Below are 18,232 nucleotides of genomic sequence, written 5' to 3'. Positions count from 1 at the left end.
ATGAATAATTTATAGTCCACTAATGGAAATACCTAATGTAAATCTGTTCATTGAAGGGCCAGCGCCTTCCTTTAAAACTGAAGTAATTTGGTAACTCCCTTGTAAACCTATGATGCCATAACCAATTCTACCAGTAATTGCTATAGGGGTACTGTTAAAATATCTTTTTGATACTTCTTTTTGTACAAAGCTATTTCCATATACTGTTTGACCATTCTTGTCTACTAAATTTTTTCCTTTAGTATGTGTTCTAAGCAGGGTTCCAATTTTAGCACCTATTGCAAACTTCCAAGATTTTGATGGATTCTCTGGGTTAGTATAATACCTTATTTCAACTGGAATTTCCAAGAAAATATTGGTTACTTTAAATTTATCAAAGTGATTCAAACTGTCTGCTATGGTAAATGGCATTCTAGCCGCAGTAGATTTAATATTGGCATTTACATTATCAAAAAAGATATTACTTGAACCAATACCAGCACCATAAGCTAGGCTCATTCTTTTATTTGTTTTGAAAGGCTTATCGAACATCACATAAAAGTTGAAATGGCGGCTAAATCCATTACCTGTTCTTACGCTATCTGGTCTACCGGTCCATGTGTCTGCTCCATATTGAATCATAAAATGGTCTTTGGCACGACCACTTAGGTCTATTTTACTCCAATCTTTTTTCTTGGTTTCGGTAGTTTGTGCAGATGCGCTAAGCCCTATAAACACGGTAATTGCTAAAAATATCTGTTTCATTTTGGTTGATTGCAAGATTATTCCCCTTACAAGAGCACAAAAATAGTTAAAATGCATCCATCTTATTGGTTAAAAATTAGTCAATAAAGGGGTTTTCAACCTTGAATTACACAAAATTCAGGGTAGAACGGCATATAAATTTTATATTTATGCTTTGTAGCATGCAAAATCGCATTTGATGAACACTGATTTTTTAAAAGGAAAAAAGATTTTAATAGCAGAGGATGACTTTGTAAATCAGAAATTGATTATCCATTCGCTTTCTGTAACTGGTGCCAGTTTTGACATTGCTGGTAATGGATTGGAAGCTATTGAATTGCTAAAGCAGCAACCGTACGACCTCATATTAATGGATATTAATATGCCTGAAATGGATGGATTTGAAGCTACTCAAATAATAAGGTCAGAAATAAGTAAAACAATTCCGATTGTTGCAATGACAGGATGGAGTAGTAGAACCGAAGGCGATAAATTTACCCGTATGGGGATGAATGCTTATCTGGCAAAGCCATTTGGATTGGACTCTTTATATAAGACAATGGATGAAATATTTAATGCACCAGTACCATCTAAGCCAAATGATGCCAATTTTGGTGTTAAAGAACCAGATGCGGTGCATACGGTAACGATAGACCTAGATATGCTAAATGAGTTAGCAGAAGGGGATAATGAATATAAGACTACCATTATTAATATGTTTCTGGAAAGTATGCCAGAAAGCATACAAAAAATGGAAGATGATTTAGCAGCAGAAGATTGGGATAATTTTTATAAGTCGGCACATTATGCAAAATCATCTTTATCGGTAGTTCGTGTTCCAGATATGCATACATTGGCTAATACCATGGAGGTAAACGCTAAAAAGCAAGAAAAGTTAGAAACTATAGCACCATCACTTAAACTATTCAAAAAATATTTTGAACTAGCAAAAGAGCTGCTGCACGAAGAAGTAAGCAAACTTAGTTCTTGATCATTATTACATTAACTGAATATTATTTTGAATTTTAGAGATCTCGGTTTAGAGGAAAGATTGTTAGAGGGGATTGATGCCATGGGCTATGAAACGGCCACCCCTGTTCAGGCACAAGTAATACAACCCATTTTAGAAGGGAGGGATATTATTGCATCAGCACAAACGGGTACAGGAAAAACGGCAGCGTTTTTATTGCCAATAGTACATATGATGCTAACCCAACAACATTCATCGCATCATATTAACGCATTAATAATTGTTCCTACCAGAGAATTGGCTATTCAGATAGCTGAAACAATGGAGGGATTAAGTTATTTCACAGATATCAGTTGTATTGCGGTTTACGGAGGAGGTGATGGGAGTTCATTTACAGCAGAAAAGAAAGCATTGAGTAGTGGAGTAGATATGGTGGTTTGCACGCCAGGCAGAATGATCGCTCATTTAAACATGGGCTATGTAAAAATGCAAGAAGTAAAATATTTGGTATTAGATGAAGCCGATAGAATGTTAGACATGGGCTTCAATGATGATATCATGAAAATCATTTCATTTTTACCAAAGAAAAGACAGAACCTATTATTCTCAGCTACAATGCCTTCGAAGATGCGAGATCTAGCAAGAAAGCTTTTGCAAAATCCTGCAGAGATTAATATTGCTGTTTCAAAACCTCCAGAGCAAATTACCCAACAAGCATTTGTGGTATATGAACCACAAAAAATTCCGCTGATAAAATATGTATTGAATAATAGTGATTATACAAGGGTCATTATTTTCTGTTCAAAAAAACAAAATGTTAAGCAGCTAAGCTCGGAGTTAAAGCGAGCTAAATTTTCTGTTGAAGAAATTCATTCTGATTTATTGCAAGACAAGCGTGAGCAAGTGATGCAAGATTTTAGAAATAGAAAATTGAAGATATTAGTTGCAACAGATATTTTAAGCAGGGGAATTGATATAGAAGAAATTGAATTAGTTATTAACTATGATGTGCCCAATGATGGGGAGGATTATATCCACCGCATTGGTAGAACAGCACGTGCGGCAACATCTGGAACTGCCATTACATTTATTAGTGAAGCAGAGCAAAGAAAATTTGCTCAAATTGAAACACTATTGGGTAAGCAGGTAGATAAGCTGATTGTTCCAGAACAATTTGGCGCAGCACCTGAATATGCACCACGCTCTCAAAAGCCTATGGGAAATAGAAGACCAAATCAAGGTGGAGGAAATAGACCTTCATCACGACCTAATAAACCAAGACCAAACAATTCAAAGCCAAGCAATCAAGGGCCTAATAATCAAACGAACTCCTAGTTCACAAATTGAATGCAAACAGGTCTTCCCACAGCTATTCTGTTGCCCGTGTCTTTCAGTAATCCTGTTGTCTTATTTCTTTTAAAAACAACAATTTCATTGCTGTTTTGATTGGCTGCCAATAAAAAATTTCCCGTTGGGTCAATCGCAAAATTACGGGGTGCTAATCCTAGCGTAGGCTGTGATCCAACCCAAGTGAGTAAACCATTAGCAGCAATTGTATAAATGGCTAAATCATTATAATCTGCTCTATTGGAAGCATATAAAAATTTACCATCGGGCGACAAATGAATATCTGCAGCACCTGATTTTTTATCAGTTACTTGATCAAACATATTTATCTGTTGTACTTTTTTTAGTTCCCCATTGTTAAATGCCAATACGGTAACAGAACCAGTTAATTCCTGAACAGCATATACAAAGGGTTTGGAGGGATGAAAGCTAATATGTCTAGGGCCATCTCCGGGGTTGCAGTTAAACACTGATATTGGATTTTCTGATAGTGGCTTTCTTTGGTTATTTAAATTAACTCCATAAACAGATATTTTATCGGTGCCCAAATCTTGCACGATTAAATACTTTTCATCCGGAGATAAAACAGCAGAATGTACATGTGCTTTTTCTTGTCTTGCTTTATTTGCGCCACTTCCTGTATGTTGAATGGTTTGTTTTTCATTACTTAAACTACCATCTGCATTAATGGCGATGGCGCTTAAATTTCCTCCTGAATAATTAGAAACAAAAACAAAACGATTTTTACGATCAGTACTAATATGACAAGGATGGTCTCCTCCTGATAAAACACTGTTCAATAATTTAAATTCACCTGTTGTTTTATTAAATGCATAAGCAGAAACAGCTCCATTTCCTTTTCCTAATTCATTGACTGAATAAACAAATTGCTGATTTGTTGAAGTAATTAGAAAGGAAGGCTCTTCTGCTTTTTGTTGGCTAATGGATTTTGCAGAACCATCCTTATTAAATTGATAATAGTAAATTCCTTCGCTGTTACCTGCATTGGTATATGTGCCAATTAAAATTTTAAAGTTTGATTGACTTTTTTGTGCCAATGAAAAAGTTCCAAATGAGATGAATAGTAATGAAATTGAAATTATTTTTTTCATATAAGCATATCTTGGATATAAATATAACTTCTTCAATTTAACTAGGCTAAAATAGAATTAGCTTTAATAAAATGAATGAGCAAGAAAAACATATGCTTTTAATGAAAAAGCAACGGCTATTAAATAAAATAGCTGTTGATGAGCAAAGTTCATTTTTGGTAACATGGTGGTTAGGTATTGCTAATTTAATTAATAGAACAGGTTACAAATGGGAATTGGAATACTTAGATGTAGTAACAGAAAATCAATGGCAATATTGGATTGATAAGCTAGCGCAAGAACCTTGGTCTAACTTTTCATTTTCTAATACCATTATACTGAAAGGAGAACTTTATTGGGTTCATGAAATGCTTTATTTGAAGTATCCGAGTACTCTGCAATTGCGATATTTGCCGGCTAGCTCAACCATTATTAAGGAAGAGTATGATCTGAAAAAAATCTTAAAAGCAATAATTGATGAAAACAATTTGAAAAGCCAACTCATTTTCCTCTTTTATGTTCGGATGAGCCCAGTTATCAAAATAAACCTGACTGATTTACTTCAATTAAACCTTGAAGAAATTTTACCTGAACATGAAGATGTGGCCGTAATGGCGATAGATGGTAGCTGGTTAATTTTTAAATCGTTGGAAGGAGAATGGGTTTTTGGAAGACAATAAGTGCAGATTTGCCTAATTGATTAAAAAGAAAAATAATCCTTGCAAAAATCAACCTCAAATCATTATTTTTGCAACCCTTAAAGAACAGCAATGTTCTTCGGGCCTATAGCTCAGTTGGTTAGAGCACCTGACTCATAATCAGGGGGTCCCAGGATCATGCCCTGGTGGGCCCACTTGAAAATCAACCACTTATGATTTGTTTCATAGGTGGTTTTTTCTTTTCGGCTAAGTTCTGGCCAGGTTTTGTGTTTTTTGAAGCAAAAGAAGGAATGGAGCTGACGCAGAAAGGGGCAATTGGAAAATAGTAAGATGGGCTCCTTAAAAGTTAGCGAAGAATAAAATTATAAATATGTTCCAAACTTGAGTAAGTAACCATCGGTATCAAAATAACATTTGAGTAAAGTATTTTGATAACTGATTAATGTGAATGGAGATGCTGGCGTTCCCATATTGATTGCAATGATTTTAAAATTCGAATCAGTTTCAAAGTTTTTTAAATTTAAATTTTTATCAAATAATAAAGAACCAATAAATATCTTACCAGGAAAAGCGACTGTTTTATCATTTCTTCTTTTTTGATTAACTTTACTTTTTTGGATTACAAATGTGCATTCTAAATTATGGGGTGGTCGATTATACCAACCTAAGCTAATGCCTAGATCCTTAAAAATATAGGTGAATCTAAAAGGCTGTTTTGAACGATCTCCTGTAATAGGATCACCTAGATGCGCCAAATTCCCAGACCAAGCTTTACTTCCTAATAATTCTTCTAATGTAGATTTAGGTGTTGATTTTGAAACAGCAATACCATTGATCGCTATTTTACCAGAGTCATATTGAATAACAGGCAATTGTGCTTTTAACAATTGCATGAATATTATAGATATGAATAAACAATAAATACGCATTTTTTTATATGAGGTCAAGTAACGTGTACGGTATATTTTGTAGAGAGTTTCTTTATTTAAATATAGGATTTATCTCTATCATATTACTGCCAGGTTCAGTGTCAGGTTTTCAAAAACGTGACGCCCTCCTAATAATCGGTCCGGTTAATAGTCGAAGAATCAAGCTACTGGTGAACTGATTTGTATTGATGATAAAAATATGTTTTTTGGGGAGGTCATCAAAACACGCCTAGTTTTTTTTAATCTCTAGGATTAATCCAATACTGATCGTACCAGACCTCTCCTCTAAAAACATGAATTAAATCAGTACTTCTTACAAATTGTTCAAAATCGATAATTAAATTATTGAGTTTTTCCTCGAAAGTAATTCCATTAAAATTATTTACACGGTTCCATTTATTCTCTAAATTATTTATTGTACAAAAATCACCAATTCTCAACACGTTATAACCTTTTCCATAGTAGTTTATTTTTTCCAAACTAAAATGTATACTATTTATCTCTTTTTTATCATATAATTCATAAAATGATAAAAAGAAGTATGTCTGTGCTTCAAAATTAAAAAACTTTACAGTGTAATAATTGCTTAATGATGAGTGCTTTTCTTTTTCAAGTTTTTCATTTAAAAACACAAAACCGTTTTCACTAAGTAAGTTGCTTTTAATTATAGAATTCATTATTATATAATATTTATTCATTGCAAATTCTAAGTTCAAGTAATAAGTGCAATCTTTTGTTGTAGCACTTGATTAGGGGTTAAGTAATTAAATTTTCTAACTGGTCTATCATTTAATAATTGTTCAACACGTTTTATTTGATTAACTGTTACCATACTAAGGTCAGTCTTTTTGGGAAAAAATCTTCTAATCTGTCCGATTCTATTTTCAACCGTTCCTTTATCTTGACTGGTATAAGGTCTGGTGAAATACGTATCAACATTCAAAGCTTCTGCAACTTCTCTATGATTGGCAAAGCCCAGGTCATTATCAAAAGTAACCGTATGCATATGATAATCAGCTTGCTCAAGTTTTTTAATAATGGCTTTACTTACTCTTTCACTTCGCCTATTGCTCAGCTTATGAAGACTAGTATGCAAAGTAGCTCTATCTGTCATCACTAATAATGCGCCTTTATGGTTCTTACCCATCATAAAATCAACTTCAATATCACCTGGCCTAATTCGTTTGCTGACTATTTTAGGTCGTTTCTCAATCGGAACTCGGTTAGGAATAATACCACGGTTATCCTTTTGATTAGTACGCTTTTTTCTTCGTCTAGCATGTTTAAGATGCAGATAAATCCTTTTGTATGGTTTATCAGCCGCTTTATTGCCATGCTTGGATTGCCAGATCCATTGGTACAACCATTCATGACTAATAGGACATTTGCCTGTTTTCTTGCCTTCCACACTAATCAACTCAGGGCTCCACTTTTTTTTAGACAACCATCGAACAGCTTGTTTCTTCATAGCCAGATTAAACTTCACCAACTTGGGTTTAAACTGGTGTCTTTGTTCCGTCCTACGCTGCGCATTGGTCGCTATGTAAGAACCCGCTGTTCTTCCTCTTTGGGCAGTGTTCCTACGGATCTCGCGGCTAATCGTAGATGGATTTACTCCAAGTTGCTCCGCTATCCACTTTTGTTTCTTTTCCGCTTTAATAAACGCCTGAATCTGATACCTTTGTACCAAACTAAGTTGAGTGTAATTTTTTGTCATAGTAACCAAAAGGTCGCACTACTTGGTCAAAAGGCAAAAAGCCCTCAAAAGCTTTTTTGCCTTTTGTTTAAAAATTGCACTAATCAGTTGAACTCAGCCAATAGTTAGCGGAATAAACCGTACAACTATTGGTTATAAATCCAAAGAGATCTTATAAAATATACATTTATCAAGTTCGTTGTATATGCAAACTTATACAATGAATGTTCTATCCTCGGTATTTTCAAATTTGCTTAAAGGTAAATATTACATTCTAATAGGGCTTTTAATTATTGCCTTTATTATCGGGGCTACTGAATTCATTCACCAAGTTAGAGGGATTCCTTATGCAGATTTAACAAGAGACCCTAATGCAATTTCACTGAAACCCAAGTATATTGGATTTGTATCACAAGTTGGTATATTTTTTTGGTTTGGTACAGTTAGTTTATGCATAGCGACTGCTATCATTTTAAAACATTTAGCAGGAGATTATTTGTATGTTCTCTATTTTAGATTTTTCTCGTTTTTTACATTTGTATTAGGTGTTGATGATGTGTTTATGCTTCATGATGAATCTGCACATAGAGGGATAAATGAAAAAGTGATCTATATCATTTATATTGTCTCATTATTATATTTTTTATTGAAATTTTTCAAACTTGTATTCAGAACCAACTTTGTATTATTGTTTATTGCTGGACTATTTTTAGGTCTGTCTGTTTTATGGGATGTACTTTATTCTTCAGATTATTTTATTGAAGATAGTTTTAAGATTATTGGTATTGTTTTTTGGTTTTTATATTTCTTGGATACAACAATAAAGTCTGTAATAAATACAGCAAGAGAAACTATAATTGAGAAAGCCTAAAATATTATCTCAGTGAAATTTTGGAATATGCTTTTGCTATAACATATTTTGATTCTTGCCACCCAATTACTAAAATTTCACTCAGTGAGTAGCTGATTCTCTTTTTTAATTCATAATACCCGTATAATACTCCAGAAATAATGGTCAAGGGCCCAAAGAAAGCAATACCATAAAGACTCTTAAAAAAGTATATTCCAAGAAAACTTCCAGTTATATGCACACATAACATTAATAATACTTTTTGGAAATTAATCTTTGGTAAATGTAGCATGTCTAGTGCTACACCATTGAACCGGTCGATAGGGAATAAGAGGGAGAAAAAAACCATGATTCTTAGAATATTGGCTGCTTCAGAGCCAACATATTTTTCGCCCCCAATAATATAAACTGCTAAATCTGCAAAAACAATCACTCCTAAAACAATAGGGATAATAGCAAACGTTAGAAGCCCTGCATATTTTTTAAATATGTAGACAAATTGATTTTTATCATTTTTATTGAGTGCTGTAGCCATAGAAGACATACCTGTTCCTAAAGAACTCCCTAAGGGTATTTCAATAATGGTCATTAGTCTTCCTGGTAAATTATAAACTGCTAATGCGGTTGGACCCAAAAAAAACGTGATTACAAATGTGGTACTAATTCTAAAAAATAAAACACTTGTACTAGTTGATACAGTATATTTTCCAAAATGATATAATTCTAATAATGTCTTTTTATTGCAGTAAAAGATTGTTTTTAAATTAAATGATTTAAAAAATAAGCAAACAACTCCTGTTAAACAATTGGTTACAATGTTTAAAATAAGCATATTAGTTAGCGTCATCTTGTTTAAATATATCAAGCACAAAATGATTAATAACATTGATAAGTTGTTCACCAGTCTTAGCCAAAGAATTTTTTTATAGTTTTCTTCAGCCATCAAAATCCAAATGGGAACTGTAAATGGCAGTGAACTAATGAAGGTGATACCAAGCCATTTGGCAACCACTATTAGTTGATCATTATTAATTACAGAACTAAATGCATACAATACTCCACTGATAACCACAACTATCAGTGTGATAATTATTGCAATAAGCCATACTGAACCTAAAACAGCTTCCGCTCTTTTTTTTTCTGCCCCTGCGTAGAATTTGATTGTTGCTGTATTTAAAAATCCTGTCCTGAAAGCATCAACTAATCCTTGTATGCTTAGAAAAAAAAACCATGTTCCAGCATCTGTTTTTGAAAAAGATCGGAATAGAAGAGACATGATAATTACACTAAAAATGGATATTATCATATTCACTGATAATGCCAAAAAGTTCTTATTCTTTATAATCTTTAATTTACTTATCATTTCCTCTTTGATAATTTTTTCTTTAATCTACTGACCAATAATTCATTTAGTAGGCTTTTAAAAATTAATTTTGATAACCTTAGATCATAAAGAGGTAAAAATCTCCAATAGCCTTTTATATTTAGCAACCATCTAAAAAATCCCTTTAGATCATTCTGCCAATAGACTCTTTTTAAGTCTTTGTAAAAAAGACCTATTTCTATATTCTCTTTAAATAAATTTGAATCAGGATTAGCCAATGCTTCATTTTCAACAAGGTTTTTTATTGTGGTGATAAAATTATTATTTGATAAGTATTGACTATAAGCTAACCATGAATTTGTGCGTAAATCCATTTCAATTAAATAATACCTATTTTCTTTATTATTATAGATGTAGTTGATATTGGCAAATCCATTTGCTCCTGCTTTTTTTCCTAAATCAATTAAGTGCGATTTTATTTCTGGGTTGCTGTAATAAGTTCTTCTCGTATTATAAGTAAATCTATTTTCTGCATAATTTAAAACTTTAGCACAAAAGTAGGCTTGGAGTTCTCCTTTATAATAAAAAGCATCAATTCTAATCTCTTCTCCCTCAATAAATTCTTGAAATAAGATTGGTTGTGTTGGTGCAGTCTCCTTTATTAATTCTTTTACTTCTAAGGGAGTAGCAAGAATACGCATATCTGTACCTCCCCAACTAAATTCATTTTTATTTAAAATAGGAAATCTTAAATTTTTGAGGATATGCTCTATGTCAGTTTCTGAATGATAAATGGCGTAACGCGGCGTTTCAATATCTTTTTCAATACAAAAATCGGAGAATCCAATTTTTGAGCTTAGCATCTTTTTATTCTCCATTTTTAAAAGAGGCATAACTTTTGCAAAAAGTTTTTCGTCTACAATTCTTTCACTTAATCCTTTTAATATCGGTTCATCTGTTAATACAATAAAACTGTACTGTTCTGTATTAATTAGGACTAGTAATTTTTCAATAAATAAGTTACTATTCAATGGTGCTTCTATCCACTTATCGTGAAATCTGTTGGCTTGAAGCCAACCCCCTTTTCTACAGTATACATCTACTACCGAACCAGCCTTTTTAAATATATAAGGCACTTCTGCACAACTATCCCAATTATCAAGACTTATAATTAATACTTTCTTCATGCTGCATTAATATATTTATTGGATAATGGGTATCAGAAAGTAATTATTACGCATAAGAAAGTTGCGGTTTAATTGTGCAAGCGATCTTTAGTAGCTAATTGCTTTACAATTTAATATTTTTTCCCTTTACTAACATTAGTTGTATCGGTTTTAATAATTCGGGCTAAATCTAAATCGAAAGAATTAATCGCTTATAAAATTCCGCAAGAGTAATTTTGTTTGAATGCTTAAAATTTGATATCAATTACTAGCTAATATTATTGTTTTGATTTGAATTTAATTAAATTCGGTTGATGAATACAAAATCTAAATCGATTTTACTCATAGGTTATGATTCAAATATAGCTTTAGGGGTATTGGCTTGTCTTCGGAAAGAAGGCTATTATTTCTATCTATTATCGCATAATCATAAAAATGCAGCCAAGTGTTCTAGATATATAAAAAAAACATTTTATTATAATGCGGAAAATGATTCACTGAAAGACAAAATAATTTCAATAGTAAAGCAGTATAATATTGATTTTATTATGCCCTATGATGAGTTGGAAATTAGGGAAGTTAAGATTCATCAAAACGAACTAGCTAAATATGCTCCATCTGTATTAGCAACAGAAACTGAATTCTTTGATATTGGGATTCATAAATTAAATCTGGCTAAATTTTTAACTGAAAGAAATATTCCTTGCCCTCCATTTGCAACGTTAAATAATCTAGAAGAGCAAGAGCGTTTAATTAATCAAGTTGGCTTTCCATTGTTATTGAAGCCAGTAAGAATGGCTAGTGGAAGAATGATTCAGAAAGTATATGATCAACAATCGCTTAATAACATTATAGAAGCAAATCGAGATAATCTTTCTAATTTTCTCTTGCAACCATTTATAATAGGTAATGACGTCACTTGTAATGTAATCTGTAAGAACGGCGAAATTATTTGTTACACTATACAGGAATCTCCGGTAAAAACTGGATCAAACTTTAGTAGTAACGATACGCTCTGCTATCACCAAGACAAAGCAGTCATTTCCATTGTTTCAAGTATGATGAAGGCCTTAGAATGGAACGGAGTTGCCTGTATTGATATGAGAAGAAATGCGACAACTAAAGAGGTTTATATATTAGAAATTAATGGACGTTTTTGGGCTTCAGTACTTCCTTCTTTTGTAAAAGCTGGGGTAAATTTCCCTTTGGTTTTACTCAAGCTATCCCTGGGAGAAAAATTTGAAATACCTAAGCTTAAATCTGCCATACAGGTTTCATTTAAAGAATATATACACTCATTATTGACTTTTGGAAAATTAAAATTCAGTGATACTAAGTACAAAAGTTATTTATTAGATCCAATTGCCCGATTTATGCAAATGGCAAGTGCTCTATTCTAGAAAATGATGCTACTAGTATTTCCATTTTCATCAAATGACGAATTTATACAATAAACTTCGTTAGAATATATCCTAACTTTAATCAAAAGGAAAAGGATGAGTGATATTAATTTTAAGAGTGATTTAGAGCAAGACTTTATGTTGCTTTTTGAAAACGTTGCTCAGGGAGTTATTTACTTAGATCAAGATGGAAAAATAACCGATGCAAATCCAGCTGCAGAAAACCTTTTAGGATCTTCTATTGAGCAGATGAAAGGGGTAGATATGTTAAACTCAAGTTGGATTGCCATCAAACCAAATCAAACTAAATTTCCAAATGAAGAATTTCCTGGATTTATTGCATTGCAAACAGGTCAACCTGTTTTTAATGTAGTGATGGGTGTTATGCATGCAGTCAAAAAAAAATATATTTGGATTTTGGTAAGTGCAGTTCCTGAATTTAAGAATAATGAAACTAAGCCATATCGGGTATTCATTTCTTTTACAGATATTTCTGATCAAATTGAGCTTGAAAACAAGCTAAGACAGCGAAATAAATTATTGCATCTAATATCCACTATATCCCAACGGTTCATCAATATTCCTCTAGAAAATCTTAACGATGAAATAAATCAAGCAATTAAAGAATTAGGCGAATTTGCAAAAGCAGATCGATTGGTAATCTTTAATTATGATTTTGAAAAAGGAATTGCTAATTATGAATATGAATGGTGTGCCGAAGGGATTGAATCAAAGAAAGAAGTGCTTTCAATAATACCACTTGAACATTTCACTCCATGGATTGATATTTTAAAAAAAGGCGAGGTAATTAATATCCCGAATTCAAAGCAATTAGAACCTAACACTGCTATTAAAGCTTTACTAGATGCGGGTGAAGTCATTAGTTTATTAGCCCTTCCATTAATGAATGGCCAAGAATGTATTGGAGTAATAGGTTTAGAATCTGTTACCGAACCTCATTACTTTTCTAGTTTAGAGCAAGATCTTTTAGCCATTTTTGCGGAACTATTAGTAAACATTAAAAATAAATTATTCAATGAATCTAAATTAAGAGAAAGTGAAACAAAGTACAGAGAAATAACAGAAAATATGTCTGACATGGTTTGGACCATGGACTTAGATTTCAACATTACTTTTTGTAGTACTTCTATAGAAAAAATTTTTGGATACACTGCAGATGAATATCTTTTACTTGACTTTAAGCAGATCTATCCAGCAGAAACTATACAAAAAATTGAATCCCTTTTAACTGAAATTAATGAATTTAGAATTAATCAGTTAATAACGCCTAATACAACTTGGAATGTAGAGGGTAATTCATTTAAAAAAGATCGATCACAAGCTTGGTTTAGAACAGAAATAAAACCTCATTATACTGAAGAGGGCATTTTGAAAGGGTATATTGCAACCACGCGAGATGAATCTATTCGGAATAAAGCCAACGAAGAACTAGAGCGTTCAAAATATGAATTAGGAGAACGTTTAAAAGAACAAAAATGTGTTCATGCCATTTCTACCTTAAGTCAAAATGAGGATCTAAGCCCAGAAGCATATTTTAGTCAAATTACTAACTTCATTGTTGCAGGTTTTCAAGATGTTGATAAAACGAGTGTTCAAATTAATTTTGACCAAAATAATTATTATTCAACTAATTATAAGACTACTAATAAGAGTCAGCGTTTTGATATTCATGTTACCAACAGTTTAAAAGGATTTATTGAAATATTCATCCCGAATGAGTTGCAATTTCTAAAAGAGGAATTGGCTATGATGAGCACCATCATAGGAATTATAGAAAAGTATAAATTAGTAAAACAAACAAAACGAGCTATTATTGCTTCGGAAGAAAAGTTTAAAATAATTGCTAATAATACATACAATTGGGAATTTTGGGAAGCACCTGATGGGAACTTTATTTATCACTCTCCTTCTTGTGAAAGAGTAACTGGTTATTCTGCAGAGGAATTGATTAATGATGAACATATTTTACAAAAATTAATTCATCCTGACGATTATAATACTTATGTTCAACATAGAACTCAAGTAACTAAAGACCGGCATTCTGAGAAAATTACATTTAGAATAATTAATAAAAACGGGGAGACTAGAATAATTGAACATGTATGCCAACCAATAATCAAAGAAAATGGTGAATTTCTAGGTTCGCGAGGAACTAATTTAGATATTACTGAAAATAAACTAGCAGAAGCTGCTCTGTTAGAGAGCAAAGAAATTTATCAAAGTCTAGTTGAAAGTTCTGATGCAGCTATTATTATGTTAGATGTTGATGGAAAGTTTTTATATGTAAATGAAATTGCTGCAAAGACATTTGGTAAAACGCCCGCTGAATTTTTAGATCAAGATTTCACCATCAATGATTTAGCTACACCTGAAGGTGCTAGTCAGAATATGGCTGATATTGAACAAGTTTTTTTTAGTAAAAAGGGGATTGTTAAGGAATCTACTAGATTAATTAATGGGCAGGCTATTTGGTTTAGAAGCAGTATTCAACCTGTTAGAGATTCTAAAGGAATAGTATATGCTGTTTTAGTGAACGCCACTAATATTACTGAACAAAAAATAGCAGAAGAAAAAGTACGCTTAAGTGAATTAAAATACCGAACCCTTTTTGCAGAATCTCCTGATGGATTTTTAATTCTTAAAGATGGCGTATTTATTGATTGTAATAAGTCTAGCGAATTAATCTTAGGTGGAACAAGAGACTATATAATAGGTAAAACGCCTACTGATATATCACCAGAATATCAGCCAAATGGCAGGCTTTCAGACGAATTTGCAAAAGAAGTAATAGGAAGCGCCATTACCAAAGGAAGTATTCAATTTGAGTGGACCCACTTAAAAGAAAATGGGAAACCTGTAATTGTAGATATTAAAGTTTCCTTAGTAGACGCTAATGGCGAAAAGTTACTCTTTACTACTTGGAGAGATGTAACAGCTCAAAGAGAAGCAGAAATACTTATTAAAAAGTTGCAAAGTGCTGTAGAACAAAGCCCCATTAGTATTTTTATTACTGATATTGATGGAAACATTGAATATGTAAATCCATTTACACTTACGGTAACTGGTTATTTATATGAAGAATTGATTGGTCAGAATCCAAGAATACTAAAATCTGGATTTACTAATCCAAAAGTGTATGAAGAATTATGGAAGACTATAACCAATGGTAAAGTTTGGCGTGGTGTTTTAAATAATCGACGGAAAAATGAATCACTATATTGGGAGTCTACTACTATTACACCTATAATCAATCAAGCAGGTACGGTTACTAATTTTATTGCAATTAAAGAAGACATTACTGAGCGTATTAAAATTGAACATGAGATAAAGCAGTTAAATATTAATCTCGAGAAAAAAATTGCAGAACGTACATTAGAACTTCAAAATAGCAATGAGCAATTAACTAAAGCAAAGATTGAAGCTGAGTCTGCCAATCATGCCAAGAGTGAATTCCTGTCTAGGATGAGTCACGAGTTAAGAACTCCGATGAATGCAATTTTAGGTTTTGCTCAATTATTAGAACTGGGCAACTTAGATAAAAAACAAGAAAAATCTGTACACCATATATTAAACAGTGGTACACATCTATTAAATCTAATTAATGAGGTTTTAGAGATTTCTAGAATTGAAGCAGGTAAAATTTCTATTTCAGTTGAGTCAGTTAAATTGAATAATGTATTTAAAGATGTTATTGAAACTTTAGCGCCTACTGCAGCAGTATACGGCGTAGAATTAATTAATGAACTAGAAACTGACAACGAAATCTTTATCAAAGCAGACAAACAAAGAATTAAACAAGTTTTAATCAACCTGATCAATAATGGTATAAAATACAATGGTAAAAAAGGTTGGGTTAAATTATCTGCAAATGAATTTTATTGTGATGATGAAGCTTTTATTAGAGTTGGGGTAGCCGATAATGGTCCAGGAATCGATCCTACTAAAATTACTAAATTATTTACTCCATTTGAGAGATTAGGTGCTGAAAATTCCGCAGTGGAAGGTACTGGTCTAGGCCTTTCAGTAGTAAAGCAGTACACCGCATTAATGGGAGGAACTTGTGGTGTTGAAAGTAAACAAGCAGAAGGGAGTTTATTTTGGATTGAATTACCCAAAACCCAATCTGTACTTGAAACACTTAATGTAGATGAAGTGCTCAAATCGGATAATGTAGAATCTATAAGTAATCAGGCCTTAGTTCTATACATAGAGGATAATAGTTCTAATATTGATTTGGTGACTCAGATTTTATTAGCCATGAGACCCAATATAAAGTTAGTCACTTCGGTGTATGGTAAGCAAACAATTGATTTGGCTAAAAAGCATAGACCCAATTTGATTCTTTTAGATTTAAACTTACCCGATATACACGGATCAGCAGTTAATGAGTTACTAAAATCAGAAAATGAAATAAAAAATATTCCAGTAGTTGTTGTTAGTGCAGATGCAATGCCTGCTCAAATCGACAGTTTATTAGCAGCAGGAGTAAAACAGTACTTAACCAAACCTTTTGATGTTACGCAATTCTTACAAGTGATAGATAAATACACGACTATTTAGCCAAGCAAAGAAGGCATATTGATTAGTTTAGACTTTTTTGTATAACGATTATCTGGTGCATAAATGTATAATAATGAAGCACCCTTGATAGTATGTATAATTTCCTTTACTTGATTTTGTGGAACAGCAGGACAACCTAAACTACGACCAATATATCCTTGTTTTTTTATTAATTGCTCATTTACGTAATCTGCTCCATGCATTACAATTGCTCTTTGCTTTGCGTTATCGTTAATGCCAGATTCTATTCCTGATAATTGCAAAGACATTCCATGTTTACCGCGATAAATTTCTCCAGTAATATAAAAGCCTAAACTGCTTTGATAAGATTCGTTTTTGTTAGAAAAAGTCTTTGCAAATAAAGTACCTGAATTACGACCATGGGCAACCAATGTTTGTAACACTGGTTCCATTTTTTCCATATCAATGATAAATAATCTTTTTTCTGAACTTGGTTTACTGAAATCTGCAATAGTTAAATAACGTTGGTTAATTAATTGGCCACTTGTTTTTAATTTTTCATAAACCTCAATTGCATATTGAACAGCTAATTTATTGATGCTACATTTTTCTGATAATAAAGAAACTTTTAGAATCAAGCTAGTAATTGGGCTTGTTGTTTTTTTATTAAATGCTTGTGAAGAAGAACTTATTACAATTAAAAGAATAAGAAATGCTTTTTTCATAGTGGGGGGGGGTACTATTTGTTATATTAATCAGCATAAAAAATGCCGAGTTGCAAAATTAACCAGTTATGGCTTAAACAGCCCCCTTAAACTGTTAAAATGACTATTTATATATTGGCTTGAGCACTTTTGGCAGAAATTTCCCGAACTGTTTTATCTATTTCATTAGCAGAAGTCACTACTATATCCATTATTTCTTCTTGGGTAACTCCAGCATCATCCTTTATTTCTAATAGAGAAATAGCGCCCATCATTCTAGCCAATGGGGCTCTTACTACATGCGATTGTATCCAAGAAATTTCTCTTAATGCCTTATTTTGTAATTCAATTGCTGCAATATTTTTTTCTAATTCAATAGTTCTTTCTTTAACTTTTTCCTCAAGAATGGCGTTTTGATTAGTTAATTGCGACATCAGAAAAACGGTATATAATAAATTTCGAATTCTAAGATCTACTTCTGTTAAATCAAAAGGCTTGGTTAAAAAATCACTAGCACCACCTGATAAAGCTTTCTTTTTAGATTCGGGAGTGATATCTGCGGTTAATACTAGTATTCGCATTAGAGAAAAATCGGCACTTTCCTTTTTTAAGGCCTCCATGATATCAAAGCCAGAAACTTGCGGCATCATCAAGTCTAATAGAATCAATGCTGGTTTAAATTCTCTAATGGTATTAAGGGCCTGAGTAGAATCACTAATCGATTTCACATTGCTATAACCCTTCATCATCAGTAAGTTCTCTAATACTTCAATATTGGCTAAAGTATCATCTACAATAAGTATTTTGGCGTCTTTTAAATCTTCTCTCATA

At 32.4% G+C, this 18,232-nt stretch carries 15 protein-coding genes and 1 tRNA gene; 7 read left to right on the top strand and 9 right to left on the bottom strand.

Features of this window, described 5'->3' with window-relative positions; translation table 11 throughout:
* Window positions 1-9: 9 nt before the first annotated feature.
* A complete protein-coding gene (locus ACTIEI_RS02445; protein ID WP_439504689.1) occupies window positions 10-744 on the bottom strand; it encodes an outer membrane beta-barrel protein in 735 nt (244 codons plus the stop codon).
* A 178-nt stretch (window positions 745-922) separates the two neighbouring features.
* Here ACTIEI_RS02445 and ACTIEI_RS02440 point away from each other — a divergent pair, with 178 nt between their 5' ends.
* On the top strand, window positions 923-1,714 hold the full coding sequence (locus ACTIEI_RS02440; protein WP_439504688.1) for a response regulator: 792 nt from the start codon (window positions 923-925) through the stop codon (window positions 1,712-1,714).
* 27 nt (window positions 1,715-1,741) lie between these two features.
* Window positions 1,742-3,028: a DEAD/DEAH box helicase gene (locus ACTIEI_RS02435; protein WP_439504687.1), complete on the top strand. Its 1,287-nt coding sequence runs from the start codon at window positions 1,742-1,744 to the stop codon at window positions 3,026-3,028.
* Here ACTIEI_RS02435 and ACTIEI_RS02430 read toward each other — a convergent pair.
* A complete protein-coding gene (locus ACTIEI_RS02430) occupies window positions 3,025-4,152 on the bottom strand; it encodes a lactonase family protein (protein WP_439504686.1) in 1,128 nt (375 codons plus the stop codon). The genes ACTIEI_RS02435 and ACTIEI_RS02430 overlap by 4 nt on opposite strands.
* 101 nt (window positions 4,153-4,253) lie before the next feature.
* On the opposite strand from ACTIEI_RS02430, the gene ACTIEI_RS02425 reads away from it, so the two are divergent.
* On the top strand, window positions 4,254-4,811 hold the full coding sequence (locus tag ACTIEI_RS02425) for a hypothetical protein (RefSeq protein ID WP_439504685.1): 558 nt from the start codon (window positions 4,254-4,256) through the stop codon (window positions 4,809-4,811).
* A 99-nt stretch (window positions 4,812-4,910) separates the two neighbouring features.
* Window positions 4,911-4,984, top strand: a tRNA-Ile gene (locus ACTIEI_RS02420).
* Between the two features lie 168 nt (window positions 4,985-5,152).
* Here ACTIEI_RS02420 and ACTIEI_RS02415 read toward each other — a convergent pair.
* The 3 genes from ACTIEI_RS02415 to ACTIEI_RS02405 form a co-directional block, all read right to left on the bottom strand.
* Complete coding sequence (locus ACTIEI_RS02415; protein ID WP_439504684.1) at window positions 5,153-5,683, bottom strand: DUF7738 domain-containing protein; 531 nt, start codon at window positions 5,681-5,683, stop codon at window positions 5,153-5,155.
* Window positions 5,684-5,958: 275 nt separating this feature from the next.
* Window positions 5,959-6,396, bottom strand: a complete 438-nt coding sequence (locus ACTIEI_RS02410; RefSeq protein WP_439504683.1) for a hypothetical protein — start codon at window positions 6,394-6,396, stop codon at window positions 5,959-5,961.
* A gap of 35 nt (window positions 6,397-6,431) precedes the next feature.
* Window positions 6,432-7,436 carry an IS30 family transposase gene (locus ACTIEI_RS02405; protein WP_439504682.1) on the bottom strand — a complete coding sequence of 335 codons (1,005 nt, stop codon included), beginning with the start codon at window positions 7,434-7,436 and terminating at the stop codon, window positions 6,432-6,434.
* A 199-nt stretch (window positions 7,437-7,635) separates the two neighbouring features.
* Between ACTIEI_RS02405 and ACTIEI_RS02400 the strand changes: the two genes are divergently transcribed.
* Window positions 7,636-8,286, top strand: a complete 651-nt coding sequence (locus tag ACTIEI_RS02400; protein WP_439504681.1) for a hypothetical protein — start codon at window positions 7,636-7,638, stop codon at window positions 8,284-8,286.
* Window positions 8,287-8,290: 4 nt separating this feature from the next.
* Here ACTIEI_RS02400 and ACTIEI_RS02395 read toward each other — a convergent pair whose 3' ends face one another.
* Together ACTIEI_RS02395 and ACTIEI_RS02390 are read right to left on the bottom strand one after the other, a co-directional pair.
* Window positions 8,291-9,628, bottom strand: coding sequence for an oligosaccharide flippase family protein (locus ACTIEI_RS02395; RefSeq protein WP_439504680.1), 1,338 nt, complete (start codon window positions 9,626-9,628; stop codon window positions 8,291-8,293).
* The gene (locus ACTIEI_RS02390) at window positions 9,625-10,776 is read right to left on the bottom strand and encodes a hypothetical protein (protein WP_439504679.1); all 1,152 of its coding nucleotides are present in this window, start codon (window positions 10,774-10,776) and stop codon (window positions 9,625-9,627) included. The genes ACTIEI_RS02395 and ACTIEI_RS02390 overlap by 4 nt, the downstream gene beginning before the upstream one ends.
* Window positions 10,777-11,069: 293 nt before the next feature.
* On the opposite strand from ACTIEI_RS02390, the gene ACTIEI_RS02385 reads away from it, so the two are divergent.
* Together ACTIEI_RS02385 and ACTIEI_RS02380 are read left to right on the top strand one after the other, a co-directional pair.
* A complete protein-coding gene (locus tag ACTIEI_RS02385) occupies window positions 11,070-12,155 on the top strand; it encodes an ATP-grasp domain-containing protein (RefSeq protein ID WP_439504678.1) in 1,086 nt (361 codons plus the stop codon).
* A 96-nt stretch (window positions 12,156-12,251) separates the two neighbouring features.
* Window positions 12,252-16,736 carry a PAS domain S-box protein gene (locus ACTIEI_RS02380; RefSeq protein ID WP_439504677.1) on the top strand — a complete coding sequence of 1,495 codons (4,485 nt, stop codon included), beginning with the start codon at window positions 12,252-12,254 and terminating at the stop codon, window positions 16,734-16,736.
* On the opposite strand, the gene ACTIEI_RS02375 is transcribed toward ACTIEI_RS02380, so the two are convergent.
* Window positions 16,733-17,422: a murein L,D-transpeptidase catalytic domain family protein gene (locus ACTIEI_RS02375; protein ID WP_439504676.1), complete on the bottom strand. Its 690-nt coding sequence runs from the start codon at window positions 17,420-17,422 to the stop codon at window positions 16,733-16,735. The genes ACTIEI_RS02380 and ACTIEI_RS02375 overlap by 4 nt on opposite strands.
* Before the next feature lie 107 nt (window positions 17,423-17,529).
* Entirely contained in the window at window positions 17,530-18,231 is a 702-nt protein-coding gene (locus tag ACTIEI_RS02370) for a response regulator (RefSeq protein WP_439504675.1), read from the bottom strand.
* Window position 18,232: the final 1 nt, after the last annotated feature.

The sequence above is a fragment of the Sediminibacterium sp. genome (assembly GCF_051860225.1).
GTDB lineage: Bacteria > Bacteroidota > Bacteroidia > Chitinophagales > Chitinophagaceae > Sediminibacterium.
Note: the sequence above shows the minus strand (reverse complement) of the source record. Positions and strands in the feature narration are given on the sequence as shown.

What these genes read in the sequence shown, in the direction of transcription:
- ACTIEI_RS02445 (WP_439504689.1), bottom strand. Translation starts at nt 744, where the DNA reads ATGAAACAGATATTTTTAGCAATTACCGTGTTTATAGGGCTTAGCGCA.
- ACTIEI_RS02440 (WP_439504688.1), top strand. Translation starts at nt 923, where the DNA reads ATGAACACTGATTTTTTAAAAGGAAAAAAGATTTTAATAGCAGAGGAT.
- ACTIEI_RS02430 (WP_439504686.1), bottom strand. Translation starts at nt 4,152, where the DNA reads ATGAAAAAAATAATTTCAATTTCATTACTATTCATCTCATTTGGAACT.
- ACTIEI_RS02425 (WP_439504685.1), top strand. Translation starts at nt 4,254, where the DNA reads ATGAAAAAGCAACGGCTATTAAATAAAATAGCTGTTGATGAGCAAAGT.
- ACTIEI_RS02415 (WP_439504684.1), bottom strand. Translation starts at nt 5,683, where the DNA reads ATGCAATTGTTAAAAGCACAATTGCCTGTTATTCAATATGACTCTGGT.
- ACTIEI_RS02410 (WP_439504683.1), bottom strand. Translation starts at nt 6,396, where the DNA reads ATGAATTCTATAATTAAAAGCAACTTACTTAGTGAAAACGGTTTTGTG.
- ACTIEI_RS02405 (WP_439504682.1), bottom strand. Translation starts at nt 7,436, where the DNA reads ATGACAAAAAATTACACTCAACTTAGTTTGGTACAAAGGTATCAGATT.
- ACTIEI_RS02400 (WP_439504681.1), top strand. Translation starts at nt 7,636, where the DNA reads ATGAATGTTCTATCCTCGGTATTTTCAAATTTGCTTAAAGGTAAATAT.
- ACTIEI_RS02395 (WP_439504680.1), bottom strand. Translation starts at nt 9,628, where the DNA reads ATGATAAGTAAATTAAAGATTATAAAGAATAAGAACTTTTTGGCATTA.
- ACTIEI_RS02390 (WP_439504679.1), bottom strand. Translation starts at nt 10,776, where the DNA reads ATGAAGAAAGTATTAATTATAAGTCTTGATAATTGGGATAGTTGTGCA.
- ACTIEI_RS02385 (WP_439504678.1), top strand. Translation starts at nt 11,070, where the DNA reads ATGAATACAAAATCTAAATCGATTTTACTCATAGGTTATGATTCAAAT.
- ACTIEI_RS02380 (WP_439504677.1), top strand. Translation starts at nt 12,252, where the DNA reads ATGAGTGATATTAATTTTAAGAGTGATTTAGAGCAAGACTTTATGTTG.
- ACTIEI_RS02375 (WP_439504676.1), bottom strand. Translation starts at nt 17,422, where the DNA reads ATGAAAAAAGCATTTCTTATTCTTTTAATTGTAATAAGTTCTTCTTCA.
- ACTIEI_RS02370 (WP_439504675.1), bottom strand. Translation starts at nt 18,231, where the DNA reads ATGAGAGAAGATTTAAAAGACGCCAAAATACTTATTGTAGATGATACT.